The organism is Brevibacillus sp. FW301-21C12A (assembly GCF_058788915.1).
This window is the reverse complement of the sequence record NZ_JBYTBG010000008.1, coordinates 1-18,043: the sequence shown is the minus strand read 5'-3', so window position 1 is coordinate 18,043 and position 18,043 is coordinate 1. Positions and strand designations below refer to the sequence as shown.

Here is an 18,043-nt window from a genome sequence, read left to right as displayed (position 1 = left end):
TCGAATTGACGAGATGGAGGGAATGGGTGCATGATGCTTGATGTGAAGACGTATGGCGCAAGGGGAGACGGGGTGAGCGATGATACGCAAGCGCTTTCGGCCGCTCTGGCAGCCGCGGTCCAGCAGCAACTTCCGTTGTATTTACCGCCCGGGACCTACGTCATTGAACCTATGAGACTGGCCGTCACACTAGAAAAAGGCAAAAGCCTGGTGATGCAGGGCGCCGGTCCTTTTTCCGTTTTGAAGCGAAAGGCCAATTCTACTGCGGCAGACTGGCGGTGGCTGTTTTCGATCACCTCTGCGGGCGGGGACGCTGATTCGTTCGTCGTGTCCAATCTGAAAATCGACTCCAATGCGCGCGAAAATCCTGTGCCGCAAGACCCGTACGCCTACGAGCACTCCGCCGACTTTTACATTCGCGGCGACGGGCCTGGCAGCTATCTCAACTACGTGCTGCTGCAAAACATCTGGTGCACGGACGGGGTCGCCGACCATTTTTACTTCGCCGGGGAGGCGAACTGCTACGTCCGCTCGGTTTCCATCAGCGATTTTTACAGCGACAGCCGGACGCGCACCCGCTCGGACATTACCGTAACGGGCGGCCTGGAACGGCTGAACGCCGCCAATGTACTATGCGACCGCTTTGAAGTCGAACTGAACGAAGCCTACGACGGCAGCCGTCCGATGCTGGTGAACCTGAGCAATGTCCACTGTCGGCAGCAGCTTGATCTGGAGGGACATACGTCTGCGCCGATTGTCGTGCAGGCGAGCCAGCTCGTTTCCATGGCGAGCTTCAGCCTGAGCTGTTTGACGGGCACGATCAGCGCCTCCACCTTTTACACCGCTGCCGATCAAAAAAACCGCGTCAATTTCATGCGGAACATGACGTTCGCCCACTGCAAATGGGTCCTGCACACGACCGCGCAAGAAGCGGCCAGGACGGTTGGCAGCGGCCTTTCCGTCGACTACGACAACGTCGGCCTAGTGTTCGACGGTTGCAGCTTTGAGGCAGCAGATACCGCCGCTGTCATTGACGGCTACGCGCTCAGCGTCGATCCGTGGGATGTCCCGTCCGAGAGAGTTATTACCGTCCGCAACTGTTCGTTCGATACGCGGCTCAGGCAAAACCTGTTTTTGAACCGCTGCGGGCATGTTTATTTGGAAAACAACCGCTACTCCGGCTCCAATCATGTCATCTCCCTGTATGGCTCCGGCTCCTATCCGCTTTTTCTCACCGTAGACGGCGGAGACTTCAGCCAGGTCAGCGGAAAGATGTTCTACCACAAAACCGCAGACAAAATTACGCTCTCTATGAAAAACGTGCCTGTCCCCATCAGTCTGACGAGCGGTTACAGCTCTGACAACTCTTCCTATCTCCCCAGCGTGGCGATGAACGAGCGAATCGTCTACGCCAGCACGCCTCCCAGCTCATCGGTGAAATACGGCGGGATCAAAGGCGACACACTCCGGCTGATAACGCCTGTCAACGGGCAGCCGTGCGAGTGGATCGCGACCACGACAAACAAGACCGCCTGCACGTGGCTGGCGACCAAGACCGCGAAAAGCTAACCCCGACTTTCTGACTTTCCCTTGCAAAACGTGCCGGCGCCAAGCCATTTGGCGGAGCCTTCGTTGTACGCCTACTGGTTAAGAAGCTGTTGCATGCTTATCTGCACAAAAAAAACATCTCTCCTCCCTGCTTGCGCACAGGGCAGAAGAGATGTTTTTTACTAGGCGATCCGCTCCAAATCCGGATTGTACCGCTTCACGTATTCGTAGATTTCGTCGTTTTGCAGACGTACCTGACCGAGTGCTCCCACCCGTCCCGCCAGATGCTGGGCAAGCTGCTCCGCGCCTTGCCCGATGCGCCTTTTCGCCGCTTCGGGCAACGTCAACACGTGCGGCACGAGCAATTGCAGGTACCAAACTCCTTTATCTTCCTCGGACACGTCGATTTCCAGCTCCATATCGCTGCTGTCGAAATCGTAGAGGTGGTTGAACAACGCTTCCCTCGTTTCTTGTGTCAGGGAGGAAATGTCGAGTTTCTCCACGCTCAAGTAATACTCCTCGTTGAACAACACGATCTGGTCATCGATTTGCTGATACTTTTTTGCAAGCGGATTCATTGTCTTGGTCCCCTTCCAGCTATCGCCACAATCTATCCTATAGCATATATGCTGCCGAATATTTCGGCAACGAATTTGACAGAAAATGTTGAATATTCCTCCTGCTCCCCCGATATCCGCGTGACAGCGGGATGGCACGCGTGCCCCTTCATGTCACGGACTGCTTTGAACTGTCCAAAGCGACGCGCTCCCTCCTATGTTTTGGGATGAAGCTGATCCACAATAGAGACACCCTATTTTCATGAACACGGCAGCCGTTGGTTGTGATGAACTGCCATCGTTCCCGGACGGAGGCAATTTTCTATGTTCGAATTGCTGGAAAGTGTTGTTTTTTTGATAGTTTTAGCAAACAATAAACATAGTTGTAAATATTTTCTTAATAGAATCCGATAACTATACCACACGATTGAAAACGTTTTTTCGAAAATAACGAAAATAAAATCAATAGGTGTCGGGATACAAACGGACAATGCTGAAGGGATTCGATATGGATGGGTCCAAATAACGTCTTCCACCTTTTCAGAAACGCAAACTATTTGAAACTTTTTCTCGCAGAATTTACTTCGCAACTGGGAAATGTCATCGGGATTATGGCGATCACATTTTATTTGCTTGATAAATTTAGCCAACAACCGTACTACACTACCATGAAAGACATGATGCATGCCGCACCCGCATTGGTCGTTTTTCTGTTTATCGGCGTTTTTGCGGATCGCTTTGACCGTCAGAAAATAGCGGTCCATTGCGATCTGATTCGCGCATTTCTCACTGTATGTCTAATGATTTGCATTTGGTACAATTCGCTTGCCTTCATTTTTTTAGCCATTTTTCTCCGAAGTGCTGTAGGGAAATTTTTTCCTCCCGCCCAAAGTGCAATCATTCAAGGCGTACTATCAAAAGAAGAATATCCCCTTGCCGCTGGATTAAACTCTATGCTCGGAAGTGTATTTTTGCTTTTCGGGAGTGGGATCGGCGCGGTAGTCTATTGGAATTTGGGAGTCCAAGGTGCATTTTTGCTGGACTTCATCTGCTTGTTGATTTCAGCCATGCTCATTTATTCGTGCAAAATCGAGCTATCTGTTCGGAAACCGAACGGGAGCACCGATTGGAAAGGACTACATACAATTAAAGCACTGTTCACGGATTTTATTGAGGGGGTAAAATACATTGTTTACGATCGGGTGTTGCTGCTGCTAACGCTTGGTTCTGCCATACTGGGAGTAGTCAATGGAGGAATAGGAATCATTCCTATTTTTATCATGAAATACAAACTGTCTCCCCATTTCTACGAGGAAATGTCCGTAATCGAAACGATCGTTTTCGGAATCGGCATCTTGCTGGGAAGTGCGCTAAGCCCCAAAGTTACGAAGAGAATCAAACTGTACATGGTATTGACTTTCAGCCTGATTTTCTCGGGAATCTTCGTCATCCTCGCAGGCTTGTCCCCTACGATTGTTCTATTCTTGATTTTTCACTTTTTCTTTTCCGTTGCTGTGGCGTTTATTAACATTTCTTTTTATGGATGGATACCGCAAATGGTGAATCCGAACATGATGGGAAGATTTCGGGGGATTCTTGACCCCGTATCGAGTTTGTTTCAGTCACTGTCTCTGGCCTTTATTGCTTGGACTTTCCCGTCTATGCTTCGCATTGAAATGCTCTTTGGCGTCGTTGGCGGAGCAATGCTGCTTTTAGGGATGCTATATCTTTTTACAATCCCTTCATTCGTACAAACGAAAGAAGAAAAGTACGAAGTTCCATCCTAACGGTAAAATACGATCCGGCTATTGGAAAACTTGGCTGCCCCAAGCCGTGGGTCCAGCCAAGTTGGCCTTATACTGGATGAGTTGGATCAGAATCTTATCCATTCTTAAACTTATGGACAAAAAAGCTTGCCGCCCTGGGCAAGCTTTTTTGCTTCCTTGACCTTTCTTCTTTACAGCAAAGTCGAGCCGTCCACCACTGCTTGCGCGTCCTCGCGCGTGATGAGCACCGCCCGCGCCTTGCCTCCGCTCTGTCCGGCGACGTAGCCGTCTGCCTCCATCATTTCGATCAGGCGCGCTGCGCGGTTGTAGCCGACCCGGAAGCGGCGCTGCAGTCCCGATGCCGAAGCCTGGCCTTGTTCCGCCACAAACAGGAGCGCCTCCATGTACAGCGGATCGTCGCCCACATCGTAGGATTGCACCTGCTGCTCCAGGTCTTCCTTGCTGAAAAGGTACGCCGGCTTTCGCTGCTTCTTGATCGTCTGCGTAATTCTTTCGATCTCGTCGTCGGAAACAAAGTTGCCCTGCAAGCGCACAGGCGTCGTGCCGCTCTCCAGAAACAGCATGTCCCCTCTGCCCAGCAATCGTTCTGCCCCGGACTGGTCGAGAATCGTGCGCGAGTCGACCTGGGAGAATACGGCAAACGCCAGGCGCGTCGGCACGTTTGCCTTGATATTGCCCGTGATGACGTCCACGGACGGGCGCTGGGTCGCGAGCAACAAGTGAATGCCGCAGGCGCGTGCCTTTTGCGCGATCCGGATGATGCAGTCCTCCACGTCTTGCGGAGAAACCATCATCAGGTCTGCCAGCTCGTCGATGATGATGACGATATACGGCAACTGGTCGTCTGTCGTCTGGTTGTAGCGGTCAATATCCCGCACACCTGCGTCGACGAACAAAGCGTAGCGCTTTTCCATTTCCTCGACGGCCCATTTCAGCGCCGCTGTCGCCTGCTTGGCCTCCGTCACCACAGGCGTCACGAGATGCGGCAAATGGTTGTACGGTGCCAGCTCGACCATTTTCGGGTCGATCAACAGCAGTCTGACTTGCTCCGGCGTCGCCTTGTACAGCAGGCTGACAATGATCGAGTTGATGCAGACGCTTTTCCCCGATCCGGTCGAGCCTGCGATCAGGCCGTGCGGCATTTTTTTGATATCGGCAATAATCGGCTCGCCGCCGATGTCCATGCCAAGCGCCACGGCCAATGGCGATGGATGCTGCTGAAATTTTTCCGAGCCGATGATTTTCTCGATCAGCACGGGCCGGCTCGCCAAGTTCGGCACCTCGATCCCGATGGCGTTGCGGCCTGGAATCGGCGCCTCGATGCGAATGTCCTTGGCTGCCAGATTCAGCTTGATGTCGTCGATCAGACTGGTAATTTTGTTCACCTTCACCCCTGGGGCCGGCTGCAACTCGAAGCGCGTGACAGACGGGCCTTTGACGATGCCGACGACGCTCGCGCTGACGTTGAAGTTGGATAAAGTCTCTTCCAAAAGCAGCTTTTGCAGTTGCGTATGCTCATCGTCGTCATCGCTTATCGGCGGGCTCGGATTGAGCAGCGCAAGCGTCGGCAGGCAATACGGCGGCTCCTGGCTATCCGCTGCGGCTGGTGGCTGCGGCTGAGAGTGAGGGCCGGGGGATGGTGTGGTTGCCGCACCTGGGGCGCTTGGAGTACTTGCTGTACCTGGCGCACTTGGCGTCACCAATCCAGGCGCTGGCTGCGCTGTGCCCTCATCTTTTTGCCCGGCGCTTGGCAGTTCGGTCACTGGCGGTAACGGCCTTGCGATCTGTGCCTGCAAAGCGTCTGGGGCAGCAGCCTCGGAAACCGAACTCGCCGCCTGCGCCGCAGCAGAAGCTTCCACCTCGGCATCCGGCATGGCCCGCGCCAGCAGGCGATTGACGTCGTATGTGTAGGCTGGCGCCTGCTTTTCTTCTTCAGCGGAAACGGGCACATTGTCGCTGTTGATTGGCCGGACCGTGTCGCTGCCGCCGGACGGAACAGCAGGTTGGGCGGCTTCGCCTTCCTGAATGCGCTCGTAGGCAGCCGTTATGCCTTGCTCGATCCCAGTGCGCACAACGTCGCCAAGCGCTGCGACCAGCATTTGCTGTGTTGCGGTTTGGCTCGGTTGCTCCGGATAGGTTGGTCGCTCCGAATCGTTTGGTTGCTCTGCTTGCTGCTCTGGCCGCGATGGGAGTGCCGCTTCTCGGCGTGCCCCCAGCGGGGACTCGGGTGCTATGAGAGGGGAAGTCTCCCCACTTGCTTCCGCTTCGTGCAGCTCAGGGACCATTTCCACAGTCGCTTCGGGTTCTTTCGCTGTTTCTGCCGCTGCTTCAACTGCTTCCGTTATTTCGGATGCTCCAACCGTTTCGGTCGATCTGGCTATTTGCGCTGCCCCGGTTGTTTCCGGTTCGCCAACGTCGTCCGCTGCGCCAACTGTTTCTGTTGCACCAGCAGTTCCCGTTGCGCCAACTGTTCCGGCAGCTCCAGCAGTCTCCGCAGCTCCAGCAGTTTCCACTGCTCCCACTGCCTCCATCGCTCCACCAGTTGCCGCGGCTCCCGTCACACCTCTCACTCCGGCCGCTGCCATTGCTTCTCCTTCCAGCAACTCGGCCCCATTTTCCAAACCACCCACTACTTCGCCACACTGCTCACTCGCGCTGCCAAAATCGGCCGCGGCCCTCGCTCCACTTGTTGCGCCTGCCACACTGCCACCTTGAAGCGCTGGTTCCTCACCCTTGGCTGACACGGCTTCACCCGTTTTCACTTCTTCTACCTCTACGCGCTCTGCGCGCCCATACAGCTTTTCCGTAACAGCCCTATCCTGCACAAAGACACGACTTTCTCCTTCCACAACTCCTGTCTCCCCAACCGCAAGCGACTCCGCTTCTTGCCGCAGGCGGACACGCTCCTGCTCTGCGCCCCCCAACTCCCGGAACTGCACCGCAGGCTTGTCCAACGCATCTTGCTCTGATTCCACAACTGCCGCAGCGGCCGCTTGCGCTTCGGCTTCCGCCACCACGTCCGCTTGCCGCTCAAACGACCGGGCGGTACGATCCGCCTGCCCGTTGCCGCTCTCCGCTTTTCCATCCATCTCAATGACGGATTTGCCGCCGCTGGCATTTCCGTCAGTCTCCCTATCCTGCGCCACCGTTTTCTGCTCAGGAAAATACCGCTCGCTAATTTCCTGTTCCCACTGCTTGATCTGCTGCAGATGCTCTTCCTGCTCCAGTCGCGGATACACCACTCCCCCTGTTGTGTGGATGCGGTGCTCCGCCTCGCGTGTAGACGGGGTGATCTTGCCGTAAACAGGCGAGACGATCTCCGACGGGCGGTACGCCTTCTTTTCCTGCGGCGTCAGCGAAGTGCGCTGCGCGCTTTCCGTCTGTCTGGCTGGCTGCCAACGATGGCTGTCGCGCTTGTGCTCGGCAGAGACAGCCGGCTTTCTGTCTGCGAATGTCTCCGCCTGCTTTTCCGGCACCTGTTCATCGCGCGGACGAAGCGTGTCCCGCGCACTCGCTCCCCGCTCGCGCGCAGCCGACTGGGCGCGCACGGCGTCGTCTGCTGCCTGCTGGTTCCTTCTTTCTTTTCGCCTGTTCTCCAAATAGTCGTCCGGCACGACAGGAAAGCGAAACTGGCGCTCCCTGCGCGGACGCACATCGTCTATATTGCGATTATTCACCCGTTCTTTCGGGTAAATGCTTTTTGTCTTCGCCTGGGGCTGACGGGGTGCGGGGCTTGCAGGGGGACTTGCCGCTGGACGCCCTTCCACTGTCTCTTCATGCTCTTCTTCGCCCTGAAAAAATTTCATCAGCTTTTGAAGCCACAACCACATGCTGCAACGTCCTTTCTTTGCTAACCATCTATTCCCTCTCATCTTACCATGAAACAAGCGGCGATTTAGGCCGATTGTGATTTTTTTCCGTATTTGCGAAACCTTTTCTTTCTTTGGACGTAATAGATAGAGGGAACAAAAACAAATACATAGGGGAGGAACACACATGTGGAAAAAGGGGAGCGCCCTGCTGCTCGCGGGGATGCTGGTACTGACAGGATGTGCTGGTGAAGCTTCACTGGTGCGCGATTCTATCGTGGCATCCATTGATAAACCAAACTACGATTTCCAAGGAACCTTGAAGCTGACAGGCGACGTAGACAAATTGCCGGAAGCTTTCGGGGAAGCGACACCGGACAAACAGGGACAAGCGATCTTGTCTGCCATGAAAGCGGGCGTGACTGTAAAAGGATCCCAGCTCGATCTGAAAAATGCGAAGGTTCAGTTTGAAGTGAACGACGACAAGGTACTGCGCGACAACAAGCTCTGGACTGGCGACAAAAAAGCGTCCGTCGAGCTGGTAGTCAGCGATGACAAAGTATTCGTAAAATCTCCGCTCGACAGCAAATACTTGCTGATCGACGCGAACGCTTCCGGCGCTCTCACTGGCGTGAACGGAAACGACAAGGTGAACCCTGCCAAGCTGAAAGAATACCAGGACAAAATGAACCAGTTGACGCTGGACTTCATCAAAAAATACGTGGGCAAGTACGGCTACAAGCTGGCTGACGCGAAAAACCTCGGCATCGAAACCGTCACGCTGCCTAACGGCGAAAAAGTAGAAGCGACTCACGTAACGGTGAAGATCGACGCCAAAGAACTGGTGAAAATGTTCTTCTTCACAGCCAACGACGCGGTAGCGAGCCAGGACGTAAAAGCGTTCGCAATCGACATGATGGTTCTGACCAACTCCCTGACCGAAGAAATGTATCCGGAAATGGGCAAAACGACCGAGGCAGAAAAACGCGCCAACGCCGAAGCAACCGTCACCGAAGGCTTGAAAGAAGCAAAAGCATGGCTGGACGAAACAGGCAAAGTGTACACGCCTGAAAAAATCGTAGAAGAAATGAAAAAAGAAGGCTTCCACAACCTCGCTTGGAACCTCGACTTCTACGTAGACAAAAACAAAATGCCTGTGCACCAAAAGAGCGACCTGAGCGTAACCTTCCAGGCGCCTGAAATGAAACAACCGCTGACAATCGGTCTGTTCGCCGATCAATACGCATACAACTTCGGAAAAGCGACCAAGTACGACGTTCCGGCAAAAGACGCTGGCCTGACAGCAGAAGACTTGTACAAAGACGAAAAAGCGATCAACAACTTCAGCGACAAAGGCTTCATGCGCCTCTTCGCGCAAAGCATGCTGGACGATCTCAAATGGCAAAAAGAACTGGAAGCCGAGTGGGCGGAAGAATTGGAAACAACCACCCCTTAATTCCATCCACAGCCAAAACAAAAAGCACGGCGCATTTACGCGTCGTGCTTTTTCTCATAGGTGAGGATTCCCGCCTGTTCCAGATAGGCCAGAACGGCAGCAACCGACTCTTCAATCGTCTGTTCACTGCTCTCCACCACAATCTCCGGCTGCAGCGGCTCCTCATACGGAGCGGAGATTCCCGTAAACTGCCCGATTTCCCCGCGCCGCGCCTTTTCGTACAGTCCCTTCACGTCCCGGCGCTCGCACTCTTCCAGCGGGCATTTGACGTACACCTCGATAAACTCTCCCGCCTCTACCAGACTGCGCGCCAGTTCGCGATCCGAACGATAGGGCGAAATGAATGCCGTCAACACAATCACGCCTGCATCCACGAACAGTTTGGCTACCTCGCCGATGCGGCGAATGTTCTCTTTGCGGTCTTCTTCTCCGAAGCCAAGCCCTTTGTTCAAGCCGTGGCGGATGTTGTCGCCGTCGAGCACGTAGCTGGCCAGGCCCCGCTGATGCAGCTCCTGCTCAACCGCATTGGCCAACGTCGATTTTCCGGCGCCAGACAGCCCCGTGAACCACAGGACGCAGCTTTTGTGCCCTGCCCGCCTCTGCCGATCTGCTTTCGTCACCGTCGTCGGATGCCAAACGATGTGGGCAACTCCTTCCTTTGCCATGAGCGTCCCCCTTTCTCTTTTCCTGAAAAAAACTCCATCCTTCTCGGTTACACCGAGATCGGCCGCAGTCCTTCGATCAGCACGCGCGCTACTTCCGGACGGCTGAACTCAGGAGGCGGCGCTTCGCCGCGCGCCAGCATTTCCCGCACCTTCGTACCCGACAGCGCCACATGATGTTCTGAACCGTGCGGGCACGTTTTCGCTGATGCCATATTGCCGCAGGTCGAGCAGTAAAAGCTGTTCTCAAAAAACAGCGGCGTGATCCCCAGTTCTTCGGGCTGGAACTGGCGGAAAATGTGCTGCGCGTCGTATGTACCGTAATAGTTGCCGACGCCCGCGTGATCTCTGCCGACGATAAAGTGGGTGCAGCCGTAGTTTTTGCGCACCAAGGCGTGGAAAATCGCTTCGCGCGGCCCGGCGTAGCGCATGGCGGCAGGGAAGACGGCCAGCTTGACCCGATCAGCCGGGTAGTATTTTTCCAGAAGCACCTGATAGCTGTTCATCCGCACATCGGCCGGGATGTCATCTGCCTTCGTCTCACCGACGAGCGGATTCAAAAACAGGCCGTCGACGATCTCCAGCGCCGATTTCTGGATGTATTCATGGGCGCGATGCACAGGATTGCGCGTCTGGAAGCCGACGATCGTCTTCCAGCCTTTTTCGGCGAATGCGGCTCTCGTCTCGGCAGGGTCAAAGTGGTAGTCGGCAAACGGCCCTTTGTCAGCCCGTTTGACCAAAGTAATCGGCCCGCCGAGGTAAATATCGGGGCGGCCCAGCAGCTTTTTCACCCCAGGGTGATTTTCGTCATCCGTGCCGTACACGAGCCGGGCTTCCTGCCGTTTGTCCGGCGAGTAAATGTCGGAAATCTCCAGCAAGCCGTACACCTCTTTCTGATAGACCAGACGCACGGTATCTCCTGGCTGAAGCGCGCCTGCCACGGTCGCCGGAACAGGGAGCGTAATCGGAATGCTCCAGACGGTGCCGTCCGCGAGTCTCATCCGCTCGACGACGGATGTGTAGTCATGGCGATCCAAAAAGCCGCGAATCGGGCTGTACCCTCCAATGGCGATCAGCTCCAGGTCTGACAGCGCAAAAGCGTCCAGCTCGACATCGCCCGTCGCGCGCGACAGGTCGGCAGTCGGATCAAAACGGTTTACCAGTACGTTTCCATGCGGGATGCTACCACTCACATTCAAGCCCTCCTCATCCATATCCGTTGTTCTCTTTTCCCACGCTTACTTGGCGAGATGCAGCCCGCACTCGGTCTTGCCCAAATGCGCCCAGCGGCCCGCCCGCTCGTCCTCGCCCGCTTTGACCGGACGCGTGCACGGCGCGCAGCCGATGCTCGGATAGCTTTGATCGTGCAAGGCATTGTACGGCAATTCAAACACGCGGATGTACTGCCACACCTCATCTGCCTTCCAGTGGATCAGCGGACAAATTTTCAGCGACTGAAACTTCTCGTCGCGATTGACAAACTGGACGTCCGCCCTCGTCGCGGACTGCTCCCTGCGCAGCCCTGACATCCAGGCTACCGTCCCTTTCAGCACGCTTTCCATCGGCTGTACTTTGCGCAGATGGCAACACAGATCGGGCTGGGTTGTCCACAGCTCGTCGCCGTATTCCGCTGCCTGCTCGGCGAGCGAAAGCTGTGGCTCCTTGATCGTCAATTGCAAGTCGGGGTAGCGCGCACGCACTTTCTCGATCAATTCGTACGTCTCGGGAAAATGCAGATGGGTGTCCAGAAAAGTGACGCGAGCGTCTTTTTTTACATCGCTTATCATGTCGATGAGCACCATCGCTTCTGCCCCAAAGCTGCACGAATAGACCAAATCGTCGGCAAACGTCTCGTAGGCCCACTTGATGACATCCACGGTATCTCCCTTGGCGAGACTTTTGTTGATCGCAGCGAGCTGCTCGGCTGTCGCCGTGTCGTAGTGTAGACGGCTCATATGCCCCCTCCTTGATCGTTGATGGAACTGCTTTCCCTGCGAATCAGCCGGATCAGCCCCACGAAGCCGAGCGTCGCCACGAAAACACTGGCGAGCACGACCAGCGTGTACAAATCCGAACGCAGGAACAGATGGACAAAGGCGAACGAAACGACCAGCGAAGAAACTGGCGAGACGATCCAGACCATGATGATCTGCTTGATAATTCCTTTTTGCCACAAGACGAAGCCTCGCTCCGACGTGCCTACGCCTAAAATGGCGCAAGTCGTGGCTTGAGTCAGCGGCACGGGAATCCCGAACAGCGAAGCGATGATGACGAGCGTACCGCCTGTAGCCGATACCGCGCTTCCTTGCAAAAGCGACAGGGTGGTAATTTTCTTGCCGTTCGTTTCCAGCACTCTTCCTCCCAAGAGCAGACAGCCGACAGCGACGGCCAGTCCGCCGAGCCACACGCCGTTTTCGGTCGACATCAGTCCGGCTCCCACGAGCGGGCCGACAGCGTTGGCTACGTTGTTCATCCCCGCTGAAAAAGCTTCATACACACCGCAGGCGACGAGCAAAAAGGTCAGCCAGCGCTCTCCTTTGGAGCCTGGCTTTTGCAAGGACGGCCAGCGCCGCTCCACGCGGCGAATCAGCTTGCCTGCCCCGTAGGCCCCGATAAAGGCCGCCACCGGGACCACGACCCAAAAAAACAGGATGACGAGGATGTGCCCGACAAACAAAGACTGATAGGCTAGGCCCACGCCCACGATCGCCCCCACTGTCACCTCGCTGGTCGAGAGCGGAATCCCGAGCAGATTCGCCCCAAAAAGCGTCAGCGTGGCCGAAGCGAGAACGATCACAACGGCTTCGATCGTCAGCAGATTCGCAGGGATGATCCCCCCGCTGATCGTCTTGACGACCTCGCCGCCGCCCAGCACTGCCCCGAGCAAGGCCGCTACGGCTACGAGCAGCATGGCGAGCAGCTTGTTTTTGACTGCCCCGCTGCCGTACGCGGCCCCCATCGAGGCTGCGGTCCCGCTGGCTCCAATATTCATGGCGAAAAACAAGGCGATGGCGATGGCGACGTAACTCCAATCCACGAAGAGCACTACCTCCTTTCATGCCAATCTGTTGTTACGTAAGAAAAGAAGGGGTGCCGTACAGCTTGCATGCTGCGCTGGCGACCTGCTCTCGCGAATGGATTCCTCGGGCCAAGCTCTCCACGTCTTCGGCGATGACGACGCGCCACCCCATTTGTCTCGCCACCTCCTGCGTCTTCGCATCGGCGCAAAAAAGCGGCACACTCTCCCAACCCGCTCCTGCAAAATCCGCCAGGGCAGGCAAAACTTCCCCGTCAGCGGCAGCAAACCAGTCAAACGCCAGCTTTTTCATCCAAGGAACGACCGGGTGTGTCTCCTCCCACTCCAGGACGCCTCCCGCTGGCAGATGGAGGAACTCTGCTGCTGACTGGGCAGGAGTACTCCCGCATTTGGCGCGCACATGCAAAATCCGCTCCCCGCCGTTTCGCGCAAGCTCCCTGCTCATAGCCGCAGGAGTGGCCGCGTGATCGAAAACGCGCTCCGGGTACAGTCCTCTGCTCTCCAGAAACAAAGCCGCCTGCTTCCCGCGCACAGCGAGCTTGCTCGTCAGCCGCCGCAGGTCAAACCGCCGTCTGCCCAGCTCTGCCAAAAAAGCCTCCGCCTGCTGCGCATCGTCGAGCACGATCCAGCCATATGCCGTGAGGTCCTCGGAAAATTCAGCAGCATCCACAGCGAGCAAAGGGCGCTTCACGAGCGGAATCGCGATGACTTCTGCACCGAGCTGCTCCAGCCTGCCCGCCAGTGCGTCGCTGCCGCCTGCTCCGGGAATGGCCGCAAGCGCCACCCGTTGTCCGAACAGCGGCCGCGATTCGTACCAGTTGAGTTGCTCGCGCAGCCGGACGACCTCGCCCACGACGATGATGGCCGGCGCGGAAAAGCCCGCTTTGGCGACATCGCGGTCAATCGTCGCAAGCGACCCGACCAATGTCTGCTGCTCTCCTACCGTGCCCCATCTGACGAGCGCGACAGGGGTATCCCCGCTTTTTCCGCAGGCCAAAAGCTGCGCCTGGATGTGCGGCAAGTTTTTCACGCCCATGTAAATGACGAGCGTCTCCATCCGCGCCAGCGCTGCCCAGTCCGGCTCCTTGCCGGCATTTTTGTCGCACAGATGCCCGGTGACAAAGGCAACGGAGGAATTGTAGTCGCGGTGGGTTAAAGGAATCCCTGCATACAGCGGGGCCGCCATGCCGGAGGTGATCCCCGGCACGATCTCGTACGGCACGCCATGCTGTACGCACATTTGCGCTTCCTCGCCTACCCGCCCGAACATGCTCGGGTCCCCGCCTTTTAAGCGAACCACGGTTTTTCCTCGCTTGGCTTCCCGAATCAACAGGAGGTTGATCTCTTCCTGTGGCAGTGTGTGGCGGTCCCTTTCCTTGCCGCAGTAAACAAGCCGGGCGTCCCTTTTGACGTGGGAGAGAAGCAGCGGGCTAGCCAGTCGGTCGTACACGACGACGTCGGCTTTTTGCAGCGCCTCCATCCCGCGAATGGTGAGCAGTTTCGGATCGCCAGGGCCAGCCCCTACAAATAAGACTCTGCCAGCGTTCATTTTCGATCAGTCCTCCTTGCTGCCTTCCCTAACGCGAAAAGCTGTTTCGTCTTACTGGCTGAAGCGGGAGGTTTCGACGACGTAGCCGACTCCCTGCCGACCGAGCGGTTTCTTTTCCACCAGGCTCAGCTCCTTGATTTTCGGCGGAGCGATGGTGTGCCGCAGTAGATTGTTTTCCGCGGACGAAAAAGCGCGCTCGTCCGTTTTGGCAATCACGACCACGGTCAAGAGTCGGCCTTCTTCGAGCACGGCCTCCAGTTTGTACAAGTAGCTCTCGGTTTGTTCCTCTGCCATAGTAGTCCCTCATTTCCTTGGATCGGGTGTGATCGGTTATTGTCCGGCTTTGGCTTCTTTACGCCGTTTGCAAAATGCTGTCGACCTGCTCCTGGATGCGTGCCAGTCCGACCCGCTCGACGTAGCGCCAGTACTCTTCGCCCTCCAGCCGCTCTTCCTTGTAGAACGTAATCAACTGCGCCAGGAAGGCTCCCAGCCTGTCGACGGTCACTCGCGCGTTCAGCTTGCGGTTGAATTGCGGTTCTTCGAGCGTGCCGCCAACGTGGATGTCAAACGCTTCGACCATCCCCGCCGGCGTCTTGACTTTTGCCCCTTGCAGGCCGATATCGGCAATCTGCCGCTGTCCGCACGAGTTCGGGCAGCCGATCATGTGAATGCGCAGCGGCGTATCCAGTTCAACGGTGTCGTCCAAATATTGGGCGAGCGAGCGCATCCGTTCTTTCGTCTCCACGATCGCCAGGTTGCAATACTCAGTCCCTGTGCAGGAGACGGCATAGCCGACAAACGTATTCGGTTTTAGCTTGAAGCGGTTCACAATCAGCGGCTCTTCGCGGAATGCCGCCACCTTTTCCTTGGCGATGTTGCGAATGAGGACGTTTTGCGTGTTGCAGGCTCCGATCGTGCCGTCCCCGTATTCATCGGCCAGGCGCGCCAGCTCGATCAGCTCGGCAGCGTTCATCCGGCCGACGGGAACGGACAGTCCCGCATAGTAGTAGCCGGGCTGGCGCTGCTCGTGCAAGCCGTAAAAATAGCCGCCGTTCCAGCCTTTCGTCAAATCCTCTCCGCTCGTTTCCAGCTCGCCGATCAGCTTGACCAGTTCTTCCTTGAACTTTTCCGGTCCCCAGTCCGCCACCAAAAATTTCAGGCGGGCATGCGTCCGCTTCTGCCGATAGCCGAAGTCGCGGAACAAGGTCGTGACGCCTGCTGCCACCTTGACGACCTCTTCCGGCCGGACGAACACGTCAAGCTGCTTCGCCAAGTACGGCTTCGCCGACAGGCCGCCGCCTACCCAGACGTGGAACCCGATTACATCCTCGCCCGCGATGCGCTTTTTGGCGGGCGTAAAGGCGAGGTCGTTGATTTGCGCGTGGGCTGCGTTGTAGACGTTGGCGGAGATGGACATCTTGTATTTGCGCGGCAGGTTGGAAAAGTCGCGGTTGAGCAGGAAAAACTTTTCCAGCTCGGCCACAATCGGACGTGTATCCAGCACTTCATGCGGATCGATTCCGGCCAGCGGATTGCCCATGATCTGCCGCGGACAGTCGCCGCACGCTTCGAACGAAGAAAGCCCGGCCGCAGCGAGCCGATCAAAAATATCGGCCAGCGTCTCCACCGTCAGCCAGTGAAACTGGACAGCCTGGCGCGTCGTCACGTCCACGAGATCGCGGCCGTAGTCCTGGGCGATTTTCGCCAGCACTCTCGCCTGCTCGCTGGTCATGATTCCGCCGGGGATGCGCACCCGCATCATGAAGTGGCCGTCTTTCGGACGCTGCTGGTAGACTCCCGCCCACTTGAAGCGGTCCATATCAGAAGATTCAATCGATTCAAAGCCCTCTTTGGAGTAGGTATTGATGATTGTTTCGATGACGTCCAGGCCGTCTTTTTCCAGCTTGGTCAGCTCCATTTTGTTCAGGGACGGATCATCTGCCCATTTCCACTGTTTTCTCTCTGCCATGCTCATACACGCTCCTTTTTGTGAAGAGGTCTGTTACAAGTGCCGTGCGAATGGATTGGCCAATCCAGTCTGCAATCAGCGGGTGAGGCAAGTACGCGCTGCCGTTGTAGCGGTACGGCAGCTCCGCCAGCCGTGCCGGAATCGCCTTGCGGGTGAAGTACCCCTGGCTGACGAACAGAGGCAGCACGAGGACATCTCCTTTTTCTGCAAGCAGCAGGGCTTGTTCCCGCAACGTGTCCGGCCGCAGTGTCGCATATCCGGCTGCGGGGAAGGCGTAGCGGTTTTGCAGGCGAAACGTCATCCGGCGCAACAGCTTTTCCCACCGCTCCTGGCCTCCCGGCAAATCGCTGCCGTGGCCGACGAGCAACAGCGCTTCCTTGCGCGGATCGCTCGACAGCTCCTGAATGCGCTGGCTTACGATTTGCTCCACCAGCGAATGATCTTCCAGCGGCGGACACCAGAGCAGCCGCGCGCGAACCGGAATGCGCACCTGCTCCGTCTCCCAGGCGGGCCACGGCTCCAGTCCGAGCATCGCGCGTATTTCTGTCACGTGGTTGCTCCCCGCCGAAGCAAACAGGGGAACTACGACGATCCGCTTCGCGCCGGACGCCTCCAGACGCTTCCATTCGTCACTGATGCTTCGCCCCTCTACTCCCCCCAGATACGCTACCCGGGTCGGCAGCTCGCTCTGGCACTGCCTGACGGCTGACTCTACGAGACTCAGCCAGTCGGGATCGGGTGAACCGTGAGCGATTACCAAAGCCGCTGTTTTTGCCATCGGATAAACCCCTTATCCAAACCTAATTTGTAAATCATATATGTTTACTCGGAATTATAAAGGGGATGTTTTTCGCCGTCAATAATCAATTCCTATTTCTTGAAAAAAATCTTGATGAAACCTAGATTATTCATAAGACCATCACAATCGAATGAAAGCTACCTCAATGTGTAGAAATCAACTACTTCTAAAGAATGTATTGCGTTTTTGACTTGGATATAGGGCGGAAATGAATCTTTTGACTTATAGAACGCTTCTTAGATGACCGTTTGAATGGAAAAAAGGCAGACTTATCCCTTTGTACGTAACGCAATTTCAAAAATTTAGGATGTCATAGGATGTTAGGATTGGATCATCCGGAGCGTCTTGAAGAATTCCTCTTGGTAGACAAAGGATTTCGATAGCTTCAAATGAAGATATCGACCAGATTTTGTCAGTTTCGCTCCTATTTTGATCATCAAGCTTCTAAACGTTCCCATTCGGTACGATTTGATGGCAGGAGAAAAGAACAGGTTTTTCGTAGCGATATGCAAGTTATACGCAACAAGGGCCGTCATCATTCTTGCGCAGTTGGCCGTATAATCATGGCTGCTAGTATATTTACAACCGAAATCATTTTTGGCTTCCTTAATAAACAGTTCCATTTCTCCGCGTTTTTTGTAAAGACGGAAGACCGTTTTTGGGTCAGCAGTTAGGTCTGTTACGATAAAAGTATGGGTAAAGAGAAGTTCGGTTGCTTGTCTTTCATACCGAACGACTACTCTTCTTGGACGATCCCAGGAGCCTGCCTGATAATCAAACTCATCATAATGAACCTCCCACTATAAAGTAATGTTTTCTCCTGTTTTCTCGCTCATTCTCTGTTTTTTAACTTTGACATCTTAAAGCTCT

The 18,043-nt window shown here is 55.7% G+C and carries 13 protein-coding genes and 1 pseudogene; 3 read left to right on the top strand and 11 right to left on the bottom strand.

Annotation, left to right across the window (positions count from 1 at the left end):
* Positions 1 to 30 precede the first annotated feature (30 nt).
* A complete protein-coding gene (locus tag AC3WQH_RS07395) occupies positions 31 to 1,569 on the top strand; it encodes a glycosyl hydrolase family 28-related protein (protein ID WP_492331968.1) in 1,539 nt (512 codons plus the stop codon).
* Between the two features lie 161 nt (positions 1,570 to 1,730).
* Here the strand turns inward: AC3WQH_RS07395 and AC3WQH_RS07390 are convergent, their stop codons facing one another.
* The gene (locus AC3WQH_RS07390; protein WP_005828411.1) at positions 1,731 to 2,126 is read right to left on the bottom strand and encodes a hypothetical protein; all 396 of its coding nucleotides are present in this window, start codon (positions 2,124 to 2,126) and stop codon (positions 1,731 to 1,733) included.
* Positions 2,127 to 2,617: 491 nt separating this feature from the next.
* Between AC3WQH_RS07390 and AC3WQH_RS07385 the strand changes: the two genes are divergently transcribed.
* Positions 2,618 to 3,892: an MFS transporter gene (locus AC3WQH_RS07385; protein ID WP_492331967.1), complete on the top strand. Its 1,275-nt coding sequence runs from the start codon at positions 2,618 to 2,620 to the stop codon at positions 3,890 to 3,892.
* A 170-nt stretch (positions 3,893 to 4,062) separates the two neighbouring features.
* Here the strand turns inward: AC3WQH_RS07385 and AC3WQH_RS07380 are convergent, their stop codons facing one another.
* Positions 4,063 to 7,722, bottom strand: coding sequence for a DNA translocase FtsK (locus AC3WQH_RS07380; RefSeq protein WP_122953283.1), 3,660 nt, complete (start codon positions 7,720 to 7,722; stop codon positions 4,063 to 4,065).
* A gap of 166 nt (positions 7,723 to 7,888) precedes the next feature.
* On the opposite strand from AC3WQH_RS07380, the gene AC3WQH_RS07375 reads away from it, so the two are divergent.
* Positions 7,889 to 9,157 (top strand): hypothetical protein, encoded by a 1,269-nt coding sequence (locus AC3WQH_RS07375; RefSeq protein WP_005828406.1) that lies wholly within the window; start codon positions 7,889 to 7,891, stop codon positions 9,155 to 9,157.
* A 35-nt stretch (positions 9,158 to 9,192) separates the two neighbouring features.
* On the opposite strand, the gene cysC is transcribed toward AC3WQH_RS07375, so the two are convergent.
* The 9 genes and pseudogenes from cysC to AC3WQH_RS07330 form a co-directional block, all read right to left on the bottom strand.
* Entirely contained in the window at positions 9,193 to 9,822 is a 630-nt protein-coding gene (cysC, locus tag AC3WQH_RS07370) for an adenylyl-sulfate kinase (protein WP_005828405.1), read from the bottom strand.
* A gap of 47 nt (positions 9,823 to 9,869) precedes the next feature.
* Positions 9,870 to 11,012 carry a sulfate adenylyltransferase gene (gene sat / locus AC3WQH_RS07365; protein WP_007778883.1) on the bottom strand — a complete coding sequence of 381 codons (1,143 nt, stop codon included), beginning with the start codon at positions 11,010 to 11,012 and terminating at the stop codon, positions 9,870 to 9,872.
* A gap of 45 nt (positions 11,013 to 11,057) precedes the next feature.
* Complete coding sequence (locus AC3WQH_RS07360) at positions 11,058 to 11,774, bottom strand: phosphoadenylyl-sulfate reductase (RefSeq protein WP_005828403.1); 717 nt, start codon at positions 11,772 to 11,774, stop codon at positions 11,058 to 11,060.
* Positions 11,771 to 12,856, bottom strand: coding sequence for a sulfate permease (gene cysP, locus AC3WQH_RS07355; RefSeq protein WP_005828402.1), 1,086 nt, complete (start codon positions 12,854 to 12,856; stop codon positions 11,771 to 11,773). The genes AC3WQH_RS07360 and cysP overlap by 4 nt, the downstream gene beginning before the upstream one ends.
* A gap of 34 nt (positions 12,857 to 12,890) precedes the next feature.
* Positions 12,891 to 14,405 (bottom strand): uroporphyrinogen-III C-methyltransferase, encoded by a 1,515-nt coding sequence (gene cobA, locus AC3WQH_RS07350; RefSeq protein WP_492331966.1) that lies wholly within the window; start codon positions 14,403 to 14,405, stop codon positions 12,891 to 12,893.
* A 51-nt stretch (positions 14,406 to 14,456) separates the two neighbouring features.
* Positions 14,457 to 14,699 (bottom strand): DUF3906 family protein, encoded by a 243-nt coding sequence (locus AC3WQH_RS07345; RefSeq protein ID WP_005828400.1) that lies wholly within the window; start codon positions 14,697 to 14,699, stop codon positions 14,457 to 14,459.
* A 58-nt stretch (positions 14,700 to 14,757) separates the two neighbouring features.
* On the bottom strand, positions 14,758 to 16,374 hold the full coding sequence (locus AC3WQH_RS07340; protein ID WP_005828399.1) for a nitrite/sulfite reductase: 1,617 nt from the start codon (positions 16,372 to 16,374) through the stop codon (positions 14,758 to 14,760).
* The gene (locus AC3WQH_RS07335) at positions 16,340 to 17,152 is read right to left on the bottom strand and encodes a sirohydrochlorin chelatase (RefSeq protein WP_327953639.1); all 813 of its coding nucleotides are present in this window, start codon (positions 17,150 to 17,152) and stop codon (positions 16,340 to 16,342) included. Before AC3WQH_RS07335 ends, AC3WQH_RS07340 begins: the two co-directional genes overlap by 35 nt.
* A gap of 341 nt (positions 17,153 to 17,493) precedes the next feature.
* Positions 17,494 to 17,955 (bottom strand): annotated as a pseudogene (locus tag AC3WQH_RS07330) (transposase); the annotation flags it as partial.
* Positions 17,956 to 18,043 lie beyond the last annotated feature (88 nt).